14 protein-coding genes are annotated in these 16,745 nt (G+C 62.0%); 5 read left to right on the top strand and 9 right to left on the bottom strand.

Translation table 11 applies throughout. From position 1 onward, the window contains the following. Positions 1-64 precede the first annotated feature (64 nt). A complete protein-coding gene (locus HGEM_RS00710) occupies positions 65-2,068 on the bottom strand; it encodes a monovalent cation:proton antiporter family protein (protein ID WP_019127478.1) in 2,004 nt (667 codons plus the stop codon). 477 nt (positions 2,069-2,545) lie between these two features. On the opposite strand from HGEM_RS00710, the gene glmU reads away from it, so the two are divergent. Next, positions 2,546-3,937 carry a bifunctional UDP-N-acetylglucosamine diphosphorylase/glucosamine-1-phosphate N-acetyltransferase GlmU gene (gene glmU, locus HGEM_RS00705; protein WP_035100859.1) on the top strand — a complete coding sequence of 464 codons (1,392 nt, stop codon included), beginning with the start codon at positions 2,546-2,548 and terminating at the stop codon, positions 3,935-3,937. 54 nt (positions 3,938-3,991) lie between these two features. Further along, positions 3,992-4,975: a ribose-phosphate diphosphokinase gene (locus HGEM_RS00700; protein WP_019127476.1), complete on the top strand. Its 984-nt coding sequence runs from the start codon at positions 3,992-3,994 to the stop codon at positions 4,973-4,975. Positions 4,976-5,284: 309 nt separating this feature from the next. On the opposite strand, the gene HGEM_RS00695 is transcribed toward HGEM_RS00700, so the two are convergent. Continuing rightward, positions 5,285-6,265, bottom strand: a complete 981-nt coding sequence (locus HGEM_RS00695; RefSeq protein WP_230197194.1) for a hypothetical protein — start codon at positions 6,263-6,265, stop codon at positions 5,285-5,287. Between the two features lie 394 nt (positions 6,266-6,659). Between HGEM_RS00695 and pth the strand changes: the two genes are divergently transcribed. The 3 genes from pth (at position 6,660) to gltA (ending at position 9,741) form a co-directional block, all read left to right on the top strand. Continuing rightward, complete coding sequence (gene pth / locus HGEM_RS00690) at positions 6,660-7,289, top strand: aminoacyl-tRNA hydrolase (RefSeq protein ID WP_195891225.1); 630 nt, start codon at positions 6,660-6,662, stop codon at positions 7,287-7,289. A 218-nt stretch (positions 7,290-7,507) separates the two neighbouring features. Continuing rightward, the gene (locus tag HGEM_RS00685; RefSeq protein WP_019127473.1) at positions 7,508-8,344 is read left to right on the top strand and encodes a sulfide/dihydroorotate dehydrogenase-like FAD/NAD-binding protein; all 837 of its coding nucleotides are present in this window, start codon (positions 7,508-7,510) and stop codon (positions 8,342-8,344) included. After that, positions 8,332-9,741: an NADPH-dependent glutamate synthase gene (gene gltA / locus HGEM_RS00680; protein WP_019127472.1), complete on the top strand. Its 1,410-nt coding sequence runs from the start codon at positions 8,332-8,334 to the stop codon at positions 9,739-9,741. Before HGEM_RS00685 ends, gltA begins: the two co-directional genes overlap by 13 nt. 333 nt (positions 9,742-10,074) lie before the next feature. Here the strand turns inward: gltA and HGEM_RS00675 are convergent, their stop codons facing one another. The 7 genes from HGEM_RS00675 to HGEM_RS00645 all read right to left on the bottom strand — a co-directional run bounded on the left by HGEM_RS00675 (position 10,075) and on the right by HGEM_RS00645 (position 16,725). Further along, complete coding sequence (locus HGEM_RS00675) at positions 10,075-11,193, bottom strand: lipase family protein (protein WP_019127471.1); 1,119 nt, start codon at positions 11,191-11,193, stop codon at positions 10,075-10,077. Between the two features lie 352 nt (positions 11,194-11,545). Further along, positions 11,546-12,295: a cytidylate kinase-like family protein gene (locus HGEM_RS00670; RefSeq protein WP_019127470.1), complete on the bottom strand. Its 750-nt coding sequence runs from the start codon at positions 12,293-12,295 to the stop codon at positions 11,546-11,548. Positions 12,296-12,346: 51 nt separating this feature from the next. Then, positions 12,347-12,994, bottom strand: coding sequence for an amino acid ABC transporter permease (locus HGEM_RS00665; RefSeq protein ID WP_019127469.1), 648 nt, complete (start codon positions 12,992-12,994; stop codon positions 12,347-12,349). A gap of 3 nt (positions 12,995-12,997) precedes the next feature. Continuing rightward, a complete protein-coding gene (locus tag HGEM_RS00660; RefSeq protein ID WP_019127468.1) occupies positions 12,998-13,744 on the bottom strand; it encodes an amino acid ABC transporter permease in 747 nt (248 codons plus the stop codon). Between the two features lie 165 nt (positions 13,745-13,909). Then, positions 13,910-14,767: a substrate-binding domain-containing protein gene (locus tag HGEM_RS00655; RefSeq protein WP_019127467.1), complete on the bottom strand. Its 858-nt coding sequence runs from the start codon at positions 14,765-14,767 to the stop codon at positions 13,910-13,912. Positions 14,768-14,880: 113 nt separating this feature from the next. Continuing rightward, positions 14,881-15,612, bottom strand: a complete 732-nt coding sequence (locus tag HGEM_RS00650) for an amino acid ABC transporter ATP-binding protein (RefSeq protein WP_019127466.1) — start codon at positions 15,610-15,612, stop codon at positions 14,881-14,883. A 669-nt stretch (positions 15,613-16,281) separates the two neighbouring features. Next, the gene (locus tag HGEM_RS00645; protein WP_019127465.1) at positions 16,282-16,725 is read right to left on the bottom strand and encodes a GatB/YqeY domain-containing protein; all 444 of its coding nucleotides are present in this window, start codon (positions 16,723-16,725) and stop codon (positions 16,282-16,284) included. Positions 16,726-16,745 lie beyond the last annotated feature (20 nt).

Raw genomic sequence — 16,745 nt, 5'->3', positions numbered from 1 at the left:
AGGGGTTCTGGCGGCGGCGAGCCCGGCAGCGAGGGCGAATTCGCTTGGCGGGCACGTCCCGCCGCTACGCGAACAGCTTCGCTGCGGCCTCCACCTGCTCCACGGTGCCAACGAGACCAACCTTATCGCCCTTGTGCAGCTCGGTCCGCGCATCGAGGAACAGCGTCACCTCGCCTCCGCGGCGGAGCGCCACCGCGTTGACGCCCGTCTTTGCGCGCAGATCGAGGTCGGCAAGGGTGCTCCCGGCGGCCGTACTTGCTTCGCCCACCAACACCCACTCGAGCTCCACCTCGGAAAGCGACGCCACTAGGCGCTCGAACGCACGCCGCCGCGCACCCTGGGCGTTGTCGCCCAAGGCCTCGTAACCGCTTGCACGCAGCTCGTTCGCGTAATCCTGAATTTGGCGGGGCGTGTAGCCCAAATCGATGAGCGTATGGCGCATAAGCTCGATACCGCCCTCGAGCTCCGGCCTCACGACCTCGTTGGCGCCAGCGGCCGCGAGCGCCTTTAGGCCGTCTTCATCCTCGGCACGCGTCACGATGTGCAGACCAGGCGCGAACAGGCGCGCTTCGTAGGCAATCGCCTCGGCCGCCGCGTCTCCGCCGCCCGCGATCACGAGCACGCGCGCTGCATCCAAATGTGCATGAGCCAAAATCTCGGAATTGGCCGCATCTCCCACCAGCACGCACAGGCCATCCGCCTCTGCCTCCTCCGCCGTTTCCAGGTCGCGCTCTACGACCAAACACGGGATATCGAGATTCTTGAGCACCTCGGTCACGCACCTTCCCGCGTGCCCATACCCCACCACGACCACGTGATCGCGCACGTCGCTCGACGGCTCCTCAAACTGGCGCACATGGCGCTCATACAGGGCAGCGAGCCGCGCATGCTTGCGCATCCACCTCTCGATGGGGTCGATAAGCTTGAACGCGAACGAATTGAGCGCGATCGACACCACGGCGCCACCCAAAATGAGCGTGTACTGCTCGGCGGTGAGAATCCCCAGCCCCATACCGGTCTGTCCGATGATGAACGAGAACTCGCCAATCTGCGCGAGTCCCGCCGCCACCGTGAGCGTGCCATGCAATCCAGCCGAAAGCACTACGCCGAGCACCATGTTGATGAGCCATTTGCCCACCATGATGAGCGCCACGAGCGCAATAAGCTCTCCCACATGCGAAGCGAGGGTCACCGGGTTGACCATCATGCCCACCGAAGCGAAGAAGATGATGGAGAAGAGGTCTTTGAAGGGGATGGCCTCGGCAGCCACGCGATGCGAGAGCTTGGACCCGCTCACCACCACGCCGGCCAGGAAGGCCCCGAGCGCTACCGAGAGATCGAACAGCAGCGAAGCCGCCATGGCCGTGCCGAGCGCGATCACCACCACGGCCAACTGGAAGAGCTCGCTGGGGCAGAAGCGCGCGATCTTACCGAGCACCCATGGCAGCACGCGCGATCCCACCACGAGCATAAGCAGCACGAACGCCACCGTTTTAAGCAGCGCTTCGGCAAGGCCCGCCGCCAGCTCGGCGCCCGAGGTCTCGCCCGGACCGAAGACCACCGGCAGCACCACCAAAATCACGACCGTCGCCAGGTCCTCCACGATGAGCCACCCCGTCGCCACACGGCCGCCATGGCTCTGGTACAGGCCCGCGTCCGTCAGGTTCTTGATGAGGACCACCGTCGACGCGATGCTCACCGAAAGGCCGAGCATGATGCCTGCCTCGGGCGTCCATCCGAACGCCTGCGCCAGCGCATAGCCCGCCACGGTACCCACGGCTATCTGCAAGATAGCTCCCGGCACCGCGATGCCTTTGACCTCGAAGAGGTCCTTGAGCGAGAAATGCAGGCCCGTGCTGAACATCATGAACATGACGCCGACCTCGGACAGCTGGTTCATGGCATCCGAATCGCCGATGAAGCCCGGCGTAAATGGGCTCACCACAAGCCCGCCAACAAGATAGCCCACGATGGGCGGCAAGCGAAGCGCACGCGCCACAACGCCGCCGGCAAATGCCGCGACGAGCGCGAACACGAAGGTCATAAGCAGAATGGTATCCCCGTGCATATCTCTCCAAATGTTCAAGCGAAAATAGACCGCGCAGCGCGGGCCCTGCGAGCATGTACTATTGGTCTACCCAAAATCAGAGCGCGCCATCCGGTCGGGCTGCGTGCCTAGCGCTTCGCCACCGCGCAGCACCTCGCCGCTCCGCCGACCTCGCACGCCGCGCCACGGGACCGTGCGCCCGCTGCCTCGTCGCCGGTTCCGTGCCTTCACACCGCGCGATTGGGCCGCAACCGCGGCGCACTCGCCCCGCCGCCCCTCGCGCCCCCACGCAACCGCGCCGCGCCTGCGCATTCGCTGTGACGTTTGGCGCTTCGCCCTCCTTGTTGCCCCCGCATACTTGCCCGCTAAGGTATCATCCAAGTGACATCCTGCTCGATTTGAGTCACATTCTTGGTGCAGCGCCCCGCGCGCAGCCGCGTGAACCGCCTCAAGCCGAGCGCTTCGGCATTGTACGGTACGCGCAATTCGGGGGAGTTCATGGAAGCAACTGCCATCATTCTTGCTGCGGGCGAGGGCACCCGCATGAAATCAAACCATGCTAAGGTCGCCCACAAGATTCTGGGCAAACCGATGATCGAATGGGTAGCCGACGCGGCGATTGCCGCTGGCTGCCAGCGCATCATCGTGGTCGTGGGCAGCCACGCGCAGGAAGTGCGCGACATCATCGACGCCTCCTATGCGAGCGCCGCGGCATCCATCGAATGCGTGGAACAGGCCGAACGGCTGGGAACGGGCCACGCCGTCAAGGTCGCCCTCTCGGCATGCGGCATCTCGGAAGGGCCGGTCGTTGTGCTTAACGGCGACCTGCCGCTCATCCAGCCCGAAACCATCCAGCGATTCGCTGAGACCGTCGCCACTGGAAAAGCCGCGGGTGCCGTGCTCTCGATGCTGCCGCCCGATCCCTTCGGCTACGGCCGCATCGTGCTCGACGACGCAGGCTCCCTCATCGAGATCGTCGAACAGAAAGACTGCACGCCCAGCCAGGCTGCCATCCAGGAATGCAACGCTGGCTGCTACGCCTTCGACGGCGCCCTGCTCGCCGCCCACATCGACGAGATCAACAACGACAACGCCCAGGGCGAGTACTATCTGCCCGACATGCTCGCCATCCTGCGCGAGGCCGGGCAGCGCGTGACTTCCTTCTGCTGCGACGACTATCGAGACGGCCTCGGCGTCAACAGCCGCGCGCAGCTCGCCGAACTCACCGCCATCGCGCGCGATCGCATCAATGAGACCCTCATGGCGGAGGGCGTCACCTTTATCGACCCCGCTCTCGCTTGGATCGGGCCGGATTGCACCATCGGCCGCGACACGGTAGTGTGGCCGCTCACCTTCATGGACGGCACCTGCCGCATCGGCGAAGGCTGCGAGGTTGGCCCCAACACGCGCCTCACCAATGTGACCTGCGGCAACGGCTGCTCGCTTAACGAAACCGTTGGCATCGATGTCGTCATCGAGAACGAGGTCACCGTGGGGCCGCGCGCCTATCTGCGGCCCGGCACGCACCTGCTCGACCGCGCCCATGTGGGCACGCATGTCGAAATCAAGAAATCCACCATCGGCGAGGGCTCCAAGGTCCCCCACCTCTCGTATATTGGCGACACCACCATGGGAGCGGGCGTAAACATCGGCGCCGGCTCCATCACCTGCAACTACGACGGCGTCCACAAGAACCCGACCACCATCGGCGACAACACGTTCATCGGATCGGACACCATGATGGTCGCGCCCGTGAACATCGGGTCGAACGCGGTGACGGGCGCCGGCGGCACTATTACCAAGGATGTTCCTGACGGTGCGCTTGCTATCGAGCGCACCGAGCAGCGCATCATAACCGGCTACTCCGAGCGCAAGATCGCGCGGCAGTAACGGTATCTATTGGCCTCGAACGTTACATCAGTCGAGCAGAAGGAGAAGGGGAACATGCCCATCAACGACCCATCGAAGACGTGTGCCATGCAGAAAACGCTGCGCCTGTACTCGGGCACAGCGAACAGGCCGCTAGCAGAAAAGGTCGCGGACCTATTGGGGGTCGAGCTCTCGGGCCTGGCACTCGAGAAGTTCGCCAACGGCGAGATCTACGCGCGCTTCGATGAGACGGTGCGCGGCGCCGACGTGTTCTTCATCCAGTCCATCTCGGGCGACGTCAACGACGCGCTCATGGAGCTGCTCATTGCCACCGACGCCGCGAAGCGCGCCTCGGCCCGCACTATCACCGCGTGCATCACCCACTACGGCTACGCGCGCCAGGATCGCAAGGCCGCGCCGCGCGAGCCCATCACTGCGCGCCTCGTTGCCAACCTGCTCGAGCGTGCAGGCGTTGACCGTGTCATCACGCTCGACCTGCACCAGGGGCAGATCCAGGGCTTCTTCGACATCCCCGTGAACCACCTCTCCGCGCTGCCGCTCTTTGGCGAGTACTACAACAACATGCACTTCGATACCGACAACCTTGTTGTCGTGTCTCCGGACGTGGGACGCGCCAAGGCTGCGAAGAAGCTCTCCGACATGCTCGATTGCTCGCTCGCCATCGCGCACAAGGGCCGTCCGCGCCACAACGCCGCTGAGGTCATGGGCATCATCGGCGATATCGAGGGCAAGACCTGCATCATCAACGACGACATGATCGACACCGCGGGCACGCTGTGCGCAAGCGTGCGCGAGCTCAAGAAGATGGGCGCCGGCGACATCTATGTGTGCGCTACCCATGGCATCTTCTCCGGCCCCGCTATCGAGCGCCTGAACGATGCGCCGATCGTCGAGTGCGTGGTCACGGACTCCATCCCCGTCGAGGCTGCCGGCAAGATCAAGACCATTACGGTGGCAGACGAGTTCGCCAACGCGATCGCGGCCGTGTACGACGAGGAGAGCGTCTCCAAGCTCGTCGGCGGCGACTTCGCGATGTAAGACATCCGCAATCGCAACGCCTGCGAAATAGGGGGCCGCGGCATATGCCGCGGCCCCCTATTTTGTGTTCAGAGCAACTTTTTTCAATAAATCCAATTATTTCTGGCAGTTATTTCAACTATGAACGATTTGGCAGCCGCCGCGACGCCCGCCATGGCTTTTTGACGCCAACTCACCTAGCAAAATGCCTGGTTTTTGTCTCTTATTTGACGGTTCCGCCATCCAGCTGCGGACGATGCTCGCCGCATCGCCCCTGCAATCGTTCATAGTTGAAATAACTGCCAGAAAAAGCGGCATTTGAAAGAAAAACTACGCGGGAGGAAGTCCGCTCCCCGCCCGCAAGCCATTGAGCCATGCTGTCTGACGCTGGCGGACGCCAGAGTATCGATACCGAAGCAGGCCGCCAGCCGCCTTATGAATCGAACGGGCAATTGCTTCCAAAGCAACAATGTCACGCATCTGGTCCCGGTTGATAACGAGCACCGTAACACCCATACCCTTGAGACCGTTGTTGCGCTGCCCGTCATGAATCCGACGGTTCTCCTCCTCGTGCCCGACTCCGTTGTACTCCGTATCAATATGGGCAGCAGGAATGTACGCATCGCACACAGCATACGGCACCCCTGACGCCATATGAAGCGAAGTAGTATCGAAATCAATCCGATGATTGAGCAGCATGCCTCCCTTCAGGGACGAAATCCCGAAAGCTCCGAATCGCAAGGGCGGGGCAAGCATCCCATACATGATCGACTCGGCTGGCGACCTCGAGCCCGTCGCTGCAAGACGTACGGCAGTTCTAAAGTTGGCGTACTCGCTGCTCTTTGCATAACGCGCCATTGCCTGAAGCTCTTTTATTGTCGCCACCGGCTCACTTGGATAGTGAATCTGCTCAACAGACTTTCTTTCAACCTCATCGGGCCAGACCCCGCCCCACGCGATAGGAAATGTGGCCTCTGGCGGCAGCGAATAGGAGCCCAACAGTTCAAGCAACAGAATGAGGATCTCAGGAACGGATCTGCCACGCGAGCACCTCAGCGCCGTGTACGCCGGAGAGGAACAATACACCCCAGGGGCAACGCGCATAATCGCACCAAGCGGCAGCGGGCCGGGGCACACATGGCAAAGCATCGGCGCTCGGGCGCGCCGCGCGCCCGCGCTCGCTACGAGCACGTGGAGCTCCTCGCTTTCATTTGGTGCCCACATGCCCAAGCGTGCTAAATCATCAAGATCAACCATATCCGCGTTGGGCACGCAACCCTCGATCGCATGGCGTTGCTCAACGCGGCCCACAGCACTCCATGGCAAAGAGCCATACGTGCGGCGGGCGGAACGCACGCCTCGCAAAGCGGAAAAGTCTATGATCACAAGTGCTTCCATGTACGAACGGTATCACATGAGCACCCGCGCTCATTCACCATATCGCATCCCTACAAAAGATATACCCCGAGTACATTTTGATGGAACCAGGACGAACGCGAACCAGATCCATACGCGAAACGCACGGGCGCTCCCAATGCGTAGCCGCGCGCTCGAGCTACGTCCCGTCATCCGGACGATTTAGGACATTCGGCGGACATGTCCTAAATCGGGCCGCTTCGTGTCCAAAACAGCGATAATTTGTCCGCAATGGATGCGAAAACGCGGGGTCCGGACAAAGGGCCCCGTCGCAGAAGAGGGGATTTGCATGGCGGCAGCACAACCAATGCCCATCCGCATGGTCGCAGGCCTGGGCAATCCTGGCGAAGAATACGCTAACACCCGGCACAATGCTGGGTTTAAAACGGTAGACGAGCTAGCTCGCCGCGCGGGCGTATCGTACTGGAAGAACCAGCTGGGCGCCGAGGTCGCCACGACCAAGGTGCGCGATACGGAAGCCGAAGGCGGCGTACGCGAGGTCGTGCTCGTTAAGCCGCAAAGCTTCATGAACACGAGCGGCGGCCCCATCTCCAAGCTCTGCCGTGAGTACGGCATCAAGCCGGAGGAGGTCCTCGTCGTCCACGACGAGCTCGACATCCCCGAGGGCGACGTGCGCGTGAAGGTCGGCGGCGGGCACGCCGGGCACAACGGCCTGCGCTCGATCATCGACAAGCTTGGCAGCCGCGACTTCAGCCGCATCCGCACGGGCATCGGCGAGCCTCCGGGCCGCATGCCCACGGCCGATTTTGTGCTCAAGCAACTGCGCGGCAAGGACGCTGAGGCCTTCGATGACACCATCATGCGCGCAGCAGACGCCTGCGAGCTCGCGCTCGCACAAGGCGTCATCTATGCCCGGGACCACGTGAACGGCGCAGCTGCGAACAACGGCAAGCACTAACTACCGGCGCTGCGCCCAGCGCGCCAACCCCTCAAACCGCATGCGTCATGCACGCACCGCTCATCCGATACCTGCTGTCCACTTGCATTGAAAATGCAGGCAGCGGGGTATAATCGGATTTGTGTGTGCAGGCAGGAGCCCGGTATGCGCGCAGCCCGTCCTTCTAGGCCGAGCAGCATGCACCGCAGCCTCCCTGCCTCGTATGAGAGAGGGGTTCTATGTTCAAGATCCTGAAGAAGACGCAGTTCTCGGAGAAGGTCTTCGAGTTCCGCGTCCACGCACCCAGGATGGCCAAGCATGCCCATGCCGGTCAGTTCCTCATGGTGCGCATCAACGAGACGGGCGAGCGCGTCCCGTTCACCTTTGCCAACTGGAACCCGGAGGAGGGTTGGATCGAGTTCATCTTCATGGTCGTGGGCAAGACGACCCAGTGCCTCTCTGAGCTCAACGAAGGTGACGAGATTCAGGACATCACCGGACCGCTCGGTTGCCCGACCGAGATTGAGGGCGACCGCGTAGCCGTCGTTGGCGGCGGCGTGGGCCTCGCCATCGCCTATCCGGTCGCGCGCACCCTCTGCGAACAGGGCAAGAAGGTCTCGGTCATCATGGGCGCCCGCAACAAGGACCTGCTCATCCTCTTCGAGCAGTTCGCGTCGCTGCCGCTCGAGAACCTCTTCATCACCACGGACGACGGCTCCATGGGCGAGAAGGGCGTTGTAACCCTGCCGCTCCGTCGCCTCTGCGAGACCGACTCCATCGATTCGTGCTTCTGCGTGGGCCCCGTCCCCATGATGAAGTTCTCGACCCTCACCTGCCGCGAGTTCAAGATCCCCATCGTCGCGAGCTTGAACCCGATCATGGTCGACGGCACCGGCATGTGCGGATGCTGCCGCGTCGAGGTGGGCGGCGAAACCAAGTTCGCCTGCGTCGACGGCCCGGATTTCGATGCGAACCTCGTCGACTGGGACGACCTCGCTCATCGCCAGGCCAGCTACAAGGCCGAGGAAGCCGCTTCCATCAAGCATCATGAGGAGGACTGCGCATGCCAGAAGTAAAGTACCGCCCCAATATCGGAGCTCCCCGCACCCCCGCGAACGAGGAGCCCGCAGAGGAGCGCGCTCATGATTTCCGCCCGGTCGACACGGGCTACACCAAGGCCGACGCCATCGCCGAGGCAAACCGTTGCCTCGACTGCAAGAAGCCGCTCTGCATGGACGGCTGCCCGGTAGGCGTCCATATCCCGCAGTTCATCGAGAAGATTCGCGAAGAGGACTGGGCGGGGGCGCTCGCGACCATCAAGGCCGATAACCTGCTCCCCTCCGTCTGCGGCCGCGTGTGCCCGCAGGAGAACCAGTGCGAGGGCAAGTGCATCCTCGGCCGCAAGGGCGAGCCCGTGGCAATCGGCCAGCTCGAGCGCATGCTTGGCGACATGGCCGACGAGGTGGGCGAGGCTCCCGAGTGCAAGCCGTCCAACGGCAAAAAGGTTGCCATCGTGGGCTCTGGTCCCTCTGGCATCGCCTGCGCCGGCGAGCTCGCGCGCGAGGGCTTCGACGTTACCGTGTTCGAAGCGTTCTTCACCGGCGGCGGCGTGCTCACCTACGGCATCCCCGAGTTCCGTCTGCCCAAGGACATCGTCAAGCGCGAGATCAAGGGCCTGGAAGAGCTGGGCGTCCACTTTGAGTACAACTCGGTCGCCGGCCGCCTCTTCGATGCCGACGAGCTCTTCAACGAGGACGGCTTCGACGCCCTCTACCTGGCCGTGGGCGCGGGCCTTCCGCGCTTCCTGCACGTCGACGGTGAGAACCTGCCCGGCGTGTACTGCGCAAACGAGTACCTCACGCGCACGAACCTCATGAAGGCGTACGAGTTCCCCGAGTACGACACGCCTATCCGCCATGGCAAGAACGTCGTCGTGTTCGGCGGCGGCAACGTGGCCATGGACGCCGCGCGCACCGCACTTCGCCTGGGCGCCGAGAAGGTCACCCTCGCCTACCGCCGTACCGAGGCCGAGATGCCCGCGCGCCGCGCCGAGATCCATCACGCCAAGGAAGAGGGCGTTGAGATTCTCGAGCTCTGCAACCCGTTGCGCTTCCTGCCCGGCCCGGACGGCTTCGTCTCGACTATCGAGCTTCAGCGCATGGAGCTTGGCGAGCCCGATGCGAGCGGCCGCCGTCGCCCCATCCCCATCCAGGACTCCGAGTTCGCCATCCCCTGTGACGTCGCGGTCACGGCCATCGGCACGCGCGCGAACCCGTTCGCAAAGCTTTGCGCCGACGTCGAGCTCAACCGTTGGGGCCTTATCGAGACCGATGAGAACGGACGCACCTCCAATCCGCGCGTCTGGGCTGGCGGCGACATCGTGACCGGTGCCGCAACCGTCATCCTGGCCATGGGCGCCGGCAAGAAGGCCGCTGCCGATATCAAGGAGAAGCTGCTCGGCGAGGAGGCGTAATCGCCACCCCGCGAACCTCGCAGCTTGATTGCGCATGACGCACGAGGGCCGCTGCTGGAACATCCGGCAGCGGCCCTCGGTTTGATGCAGCGGTCCGCAAGTTTCGCCCTAAGAGCTGCGAAGGTCGTCCGCATCGATCACCTGCATCCATGCGATATACACGCCAGGATAATGTCCGTACAGCACCCGAACAGGGTCAAGGTCCACAGCGAAATCCTGTATAAGCGAAGCTATGCCACCTGCAGAAACAAGGTCGTCCTGCGTAGGAATCTGCTCACCCAGCTTCTCGATGAATGCATCTACCTGCGCACGGTCCTCGGGAACATACGGGCACTACGCACCCACGTTTTCCTCGAATGCAGCCCGCATATCAGCGTAATGGTCGTTAAAGGTCGCATCGCCGTACCCTGGAAGCCACAGATCGCGCCCGTAGCGTGCATAGCCCCATGAGGCAAGCGGCAGGCGCGGCACCAGGTCGCTCGGGTTCATGATATTGAAAATGTTGTTGTAGAGCGCCTCTCCCGTATTGTCGAACTGGGTTACCTCGGGCGTTGCGAACGTGTAGCAGTAGATGTTCTCGAGCGTCGTGAGCGGGCGCAGGCCGGAGGTCATGTCGTCTGCGTAGGATGCAGCCAGATTCGCCGTCGCCGCGCCTCGCGAGTGGCCCGTGAAAAGCAGCGCCACCTGCACATCGGGGTTTTCGCTGTACTCCTCGGTCAAGCGAGCGGAAAGGTCCTCGATAATCTCGTCGGCTGCGCGCATAAACCCCTCATGGTCGATGGCATCCATGTCGTAATCGGCAGCATCGCCCATATTGAAATCGCTCAGCCACTCTGCGCCGTAACTTCCGCGAATGGAAACGAGGTAGAGCACCTTCTCCTCGCCCGTGCTGCTCGTTACGTGCTTGGTTGCCACGGAATACGCCACCACATCGTCTGTGCCTGCGAAGAAATCGATCACCTCGTCAAAGACCTCGCTGCGGTACTGGTACGATGCGGTCGAGATCTCCTCAAAGCCAAGCGCGCCAAGCGCGTTCTCCATATAGGCGGGAGCATCCGACCCCTCTTGGTAATAGGAGGATTCCGCGTTTGCCACAGCCGAGAGCACCGAGCATGTGGTTGCCAGCTCATGGTTGTAGGCCGTTGGATCCTGGAAGAACCAGTCGTCGTCCCAGGAGACCTCGGCCGCCACGCGCTGGCCTTCGGTTGCAGCCATACTCGTGAACTCGATCTCCGCGGTAAACGCCCCCGAGCGCTTTGACGACCCCTCGATAGGCGTGGCCGCAGCGGGCACTTCGATGGTTGCCAGGCCGAGCCGCTCCTGCTCGAGGCGGTTGCGCACCGCCACGGCAATGTACGCGCTAAAACCAAGCGCGAGCACGAGCATCGCCGCCGCGATACGCACGAACCACGGATGCCGCTTGCGGAACGGCGGCTTATCGGATGCAGACATAGATTCCCCCATTATTCAGCATGAACAGTTCGAGTATATGCGGTATGGCGCCAACCTTGCCGTTGGGCTTCAACCGGTAGTTGCAGCAGGCCTTGAGCCTCAGCACCCTGCTCCGACACATCCTGCCTAAAGGCGCGATGCCGAACCACGAACAGCGCCTGCAATGAGGTGCAAAAAGCGCCGGCGGCCCGGAAACACCGAACCGCCGGCGCTCATGCGTCGCAGTAGATGTGTGTCAAAGCCTGCTCATGCACCAAACTCTGTTCATGCGTCAAACCCGGTGGGTATCAGAGCCGGTGCGCGGCAAGCTCGGAGCGCGCCATGCCCAGCGCGTCACAACAGCAACCGGCTGCTATCCCACTTCCGCTGCCACATGCAGCGTATCGTCGTCAATCACGGTACGCGGCGCTTGGCCCGTCTCGGTAAGCCCTAGCTCGCGCAGCTTGGAGCGGTACGCGGCAGCGATTACGTCAACGCACCCCTGGCGCCCCAGCTTCGCGCGGTTGACCACCAGGTCCTTGCCCATATCCATGCGCCACTTGCCGGCGGAATAGCGCTTGTAGAACTGTTCGCGCGCACGCTGCTGTTTCTTGACCAGTTGCGCCCCCTTGTAATGGTTGAGCCCGCGCTTCTTGCTCACAATCTGAATACGGTCCTCAAGCGGCGCCGTCACGAGCACCGCGATGTGGTTGGGATTGGCGCGCAGCAGGTAGTCGGACAGGCGCCCTTCGATAATGCAGCTCTCGGTCGAACCGAGGTCGATGATCACCTGGGCCATCTTCTCGAACAGCTTATCGGCGAGGTTGCGCGCGTCCACGCGATCCGGCAAGAACGCCATGTTCTCTGCGGCAAGCTGCTCGTCGTAGGCGGCGATGCGGTCCATAGACTCGCCGGCGCGAATGCTCGAACGAACGAGAATCTCGTTGTCGTAGAGCGGTATCCCAAGCTCCGCCGAGAGCATCTTGCCGATCTCGTGGCCCTCCGCGCCAAAATCGCGGGCGATGGTGATAACGACTGGCTGCCCCGCGCGCTCCGCCTCGGACGCGGCCACGCGCGACTCGAGCTCGGCGCGCCTCTTCTTCAACTGTGGAATGATGCCCATGATGCCTTCCCTCGATACGCTGGCCTGAACGTGCTGTTTCCTAGCTTACGCCTACGCAGCAACCACACGGCGCTGGTATGCGCGAACGATGAGCGAGATGCCAAAGTTCAACACGAAGTATAGGGCAAAGACCAGCCCGTACATGAGGAGCTTCTGATCGAGACTGGGAATCTGCGCCATGACCACGCGCGCGTTGAACATGAGCTCCATGACGCTGATGCTCGCAAGGTACGAGGAGTCCTTGATGACCGTCGTGCACTGGCTGAAGAGCGCCGGGATGATGGTCTTGAACGTCTGCGGCAAGATGATGAGGCGCATGGTGGCGAAGAAGCCAAAGCCCTGGCTCTGCGCCGCCTCGAACTGGCTCTTGGGGATGGAGTTGAAGCCGCCGCGCACGATCTCGGCCACGACCGCCGAGGTAAACACCGTGAACGCCACCACCGAGACCACGAAGTTGGAAGCACGCATCGTGAAGTAGATGAAGAGGATCCACAGCAGGTTGGGCGTGCAACGGAACAGCTCGATATAGGCCGTCACGATCCAACGGAAGATAGACAGCTTGCCGCGACAGTATTGCTTGATCATGGCGAGCACCGTACCGAAGATGATCGAGAATACGATCGCCAGCGCCGAAATGCGAATGGTCAACCAGAAACCGTTAAGGATGAAGGTGAGGTTCGCTGCGTTGAAAGCATCCATCGGTTACGCCTCCTTGGTGAGCTCGGGCGCGATATCGCGCAGTTTCTTTGCCTTGGGAACGCGCTTTGAGCGCTTCTCGAGATACTGCACGAGCATCGAGAGCGGGAAGCAGATGATGAAGTACATCACGCACGCGAGGATATAGCCCTGCAGGTAACCATAGGTGCCCACGAAGCTGTTGGAGCGATACATAAGGTCGCCGCCCGCCACAAGTGCGAGCACCGAGCTGTTCTTCACCAGGTTGAGCGCTTGGTTGCACAGCGGCGGGAGAATCACCTTGAACGTCTGGGGCAGGATGATGTAGATATACGCCTGCACGCGCGTAAAGCCCTGAGAGAGCGCAGCCTCCATCTGCCCGCGCGGAACCGCCTCGATACCGGTGCGGATAACCTCGGCCACATACGCGGCGTGGTACAGGCCAACGCCCACGAAACCGAGCACTACAGACGGAATGGGCACCGGCGCGGCCGAGCCCGTGGCAAGCTGCAGAAGCTGCGGCCCCATGAGGTACATGAAGATGACCTGCACCGGCAGCGGCGTGTTCTGGTAGAACTCGACGTACACGCGGCTGATGGCGCGCAGCACGCGCGAGCGCGTGGTAGAGAACACGCCCAGGATCGTGCCGAGTGCGAGAGCCAAGATCAGGCCCCAAACAACCACCTGCAGCGTGACAAAGAACCCGTCCCAAAACGCATCGATCGAATCAAAGGTGATCTGCCAGCGCCGGGGATCAAGTAGGCTTTCTAGCATGACGTTCCTTTCCCGCATGTTCCAAAAGGGGACCGGCGCGTATCGGCATATCCAGTGCGGCGCGGCGGGCGCAATCGTATGGGCCCGCGCGCCGGCCTCCTTTTGGGACACGGAGCGGGCCCGCGGCCAAAAGCCGAGAGCCCGCCGTCCATTACCCTGTAATCGTTAGACGAGGCCCCAGGTCTCGATTTCCTCGTCAATCCAGCCGCTCTCAAGCAGCTCGTTCACGGTGTCGTCCACGACCTTGGAAAGGTCGCAGCCCTTCTGGGTGGCAACGCCGTAATCCTGCGTACCGAACTCAATCTCGGGCTGGAGCAGCTCGACGGTGTCGTCCATATAGGTGTTGAGGGTGGAGCGGTCCATGGCGAAGGCCTGGACCATGCCGGCGTCGAGCGCGTCCTTGATCTCGGGGTACGACTGGTACTCGGTGAAGTTGGGCGTGCAGTTGAAGCCGTTATCCTCGATCATCTGCTCAACGAGCTGCTGCGTGGTGGAGCCGGTGGACACGCCGATGGTCTGGCCGTCCAGGTCTTCCATCGAAGTCCAGCCGTTGGCCGACTTGACCATGATGCCCACGGAGTCGGTGCGGTACGGCGTGGAGAAGTCCCAGTCCTCCTCGCGCTCGGGCGTGATGGTGTAGGTGGCAGCGACGATGTCGAGCTGGCCGGAGTCGATGAGCGTGCCGCGGGTGGAAGGCGTCACCGTGGTGAACTCGCACAGCCCCTGCTCCTTGGCCTCCTCGTACGTGGTCTCGAGCGCGGCGGCCGCGATCTGGTAGCACAGGTCGATCTCGAGGCCCTCGTACTCGTTGGTCTCGGTGTTCAGGTAACCATAGCCAAGAACGTCGGCTTTAACGCCGCAGTTGAGCACGCCACGGTCCTTGATGGTCTGCAGCTTGGAACCGCTATCGCCCGAAGCGGAGCCCGAGCCGCTGTCGCCGCCGCTGCAACCAGCGAGCCCAAGGCCCGCCACCGTTGCCGCTGCGCCGAACGCCTTGATGAAGTTGCGACGAGTCATAGCCATGATTGATACCCCTTTCGTTCGGAATCGGGCGCCAAGCCGGCGATAACGTGCACCGGCTGGGCGTATATCTATCGGCGCCGAGACATCACGAAGCCGAGAGATAATCGCGTTCGCTAATGCAGGATCTTATTGAGGAAGTCCTGGCAACGCGGGTTCTGCGGGTTGGTGAAGAAGTGCTCCGGAGTGCCCTCCTCCAGAATCTGGCCGTCATCCATGAAGATCACGCGGTCGGCAACCTGCTTGGCGAAGTTCATCTCGTGCGTGACGCAGACCATGGTGATGTTCTCGTGGGCGAGCTCGATCATAACGTCGAGCACCTCCTGGATCATCTCCGGGTCGAGGGCCGATGTGGGCTCGTCGAACAAGATGATGGGCTGCTTGGTGCACATAGCGCGCGCGATGGCAACGCGCTGCTGCTGGCCACCGGAGAGATTCTGCGGGTATTCCCCCGCCTTCTGCGCAAGGCCAACGCGCTCGAGCGCAGCCATGGCAGTCTTCGTGGCCTCTTCCTTGCTCTTCTTCTGGAGCTTGATGGGAGCCAAGGTGAGGTTGCCGAGCACCGTCATGTTCGGGTAGAGGTTGAACTGCTGGAACACCATCGACGAATACTTACGCGCCATCTCAAGATGGTTTTTCTTCGTCACGAGCTGCCCGTCGATGAGCACCTCGCCTGTGGTGGGCTCCTCGAGCCAATCGATGCAGCGGATGAGCGTGGACTTGCCGGATCCAGACGGTCCGATGACCACGAGCTTCTCGCCCGCCTCGACGGTCAGGTTGATATCCTTCAGCACGTGAAGGTCGCCGAAGTACTTATTGAGACCGCGGATCTCGATCATATTTGCCATGGACGAGGTCCCTTCCTTTCACGATACGCGCGCCCAAGCCCGAAGCCCGAGCCTCAAAACGCACAGCTATGCGATTTGAATACGCCCTATTGTACGGGTGCGCGCCCTATCACTCACCATATACCGTTAGCTCGCAATAAACATGAAACCGAGCAGCAACACGCCGTACATCTGCAGTAATGAAATCAAGTATACCCAATTTGGTTTCATTCTGTCACTTTGATACATTGAACGACAGGGCGGGCCCGTCCGGGCCCGTCCCGATGTGGACTGCTGCATCCCTAAGGGGAGGCTGCACCAGTGGCGCCGCTCATGAAGTCTCCTTGCTGGCGTGAAACCTACAAGGAGCAGCATGCCCATTGCCCCAGGGGCGCACGTACAGGCGGGGGCAGAGCGAAGCAACGTTAACGGTGCGGATCGCCTTATCCAGGACCGGCATTCTCTCTGGCAACGCGAAACAGGAGCTCGCCAGAACGGGACGAGTAGTTTTACGCGTCCGTTCGACCCTTTTCCCGCATTGCAAACCAAACGCCGTGGGGTCTTCGCATTGTTCGTTCCAGTTTTCCACAAAATACGGGCCCGATGAAGCGGATGCACCGCCCCAACGGACCCGTTTCAACAGCGCGGAGGCATGTCGTCCGCGCTGAAACCCACGTGCGAACCGATTCCTTACGCCAGGCGGGCGCCGACCTCCTTGGCAGCAGCCGCCTTGTCGAAGTTTCCGCCCGTCGCCTTGTTGAGCGCACCCATCACGCGCCCCATATCCTTGCGCGTCGCAGCCCCAACCTCGGCGATGGTCTTCTCGATAAGCTCGACCAGCGCATCGCCAGAGAGCTGCTCGGGCAGCAGACTCTCCAAAATCTCAACCTGCTGAGTCAGGGTGTCGGTGCGCTCCTGGTTGTTCCCAGCCTTGCGCGACATCTCGAGCGTCTCGGTCGTCTGCTTGATAAGGCGCTTGATCATGGTGTTAACGTCTTCTTCGGTTGCATCGCGGCGCTCGTTCACCTCGAGGTTCTTCACCTCGCCCATCACCTGGCGCACGATGGAAAGGCGCACCTTGTCCTTCGCCTTCATCGCGGCAACCATCTCGTTATGCAGCTCTTCGTTGGTCATCGGTATCTCCTCACTCGCCT

The organism is Enorma massiliensis phI, from assembly GCF_000311845.1.
GTDB classification, from domain to species: domain Bacteria; phylum Actinomycetota; class Coriobacteriia; order Coriobacteriales; family Coriobacteriaceae; genus Enorma; species Enorma massiliensis.
The sequence above is the reverse complement of the archived record's forward strand: the minus strand, read 5'-3'. Positions and strand labels throughout refer to the sequence as shown.

Bases quoted from the DNA above. Each gene is read 5' to 3' on its own strand.
- HGEM_RS00710 (WP_019127478.1), bottom strand. From the start codon at position 2,068: ATGCACGGGGATACCATTCTGCTTATGACCTTCGTGTTCGCGCTCGTC.
- gltA (WP_019127472.1), top strand. From the start codon at position 8,332: ATGCCAGAAGTAAAGTACCGCCCCAATATCGGAGCTCCCCGCACCCCC.
- glmU (WP_035100859.1), top strand. From the start codon at position 2,546: ATGGAAGCAACTGCCATCATTCTTGCTGCGGGCGAGGGCACCCGCATG.
- HGEM_RS00670 (WP_019127470.1), bottom strand. From the start codon at position 12,295: ATGGGCATCATTCCACAGTTGAAGAAGAGGCGCGCCGAGCTCGAGTCG.
- HGEM_RS00700 (WP_019127476.1), top strand. From the start codon at position 3,992: ATGCCCATCAACGACCCATCGAAGACGTGTGCCATGCAGAAAACGCTG.
- HGEM_RS00655 (WP_019127467.1), bottom strand. From the start codon at position 14,767: ATGGCTATGACTCGTCGCAACTTCATCAAGGCGTTCGGCGCAGCGGCA.
- HGEM_RS00650 (WP_019127466.1), bottom strand. From the start codon at position 15,612: ATGGCAAATATGATCGAGATCCGCGGTCTCAATAAGTACTTCGGCGAC.
- HGEM_RS00685 (WP_019127473.1), top strand. From the start codon at position 7,508: ATGTTCAAGATCCTGAAGAAGACGCAGTTCTCGGAGAAGGTCTTCGAG.
- pth (WP_195891225.1), top strand. From the start codon at position 6,660: ATGGCGGCAGCACAACCAATGCCCATCCGCATGGTCGCAGGCCTGGGC.
- HGEM_RS00660 (WP_019127468.1), bottom strand. From the start codon at position 13,744: ATGCTAGAAAGCCTACTTGATCCCCGGCGCTGGCAGATCACCTTTGAT.
- HGEM_RS00665 (WP_019127469.1), bottom strand. From the start codon at position 12,994: ATGGATGCTTTCAACGCAGCGAACCTCACCTTCATCCTTAACGGTTTC.
- HGEM_RS00645 (WP_019127465.1), bottom strand. From the start codon at position 16,725: ATGACCAACGAAGAGCTGCATAACGAGATGGTTGCCGCGATGAAGGCG.
- HGEM_RS00675 (WP_019127471.1), bottom strand. From the start codon at position 11,193: ATGTCTGCATCCGATAAGCCGCCGTTCCGCAAGCGGCATCCGTGGTTC.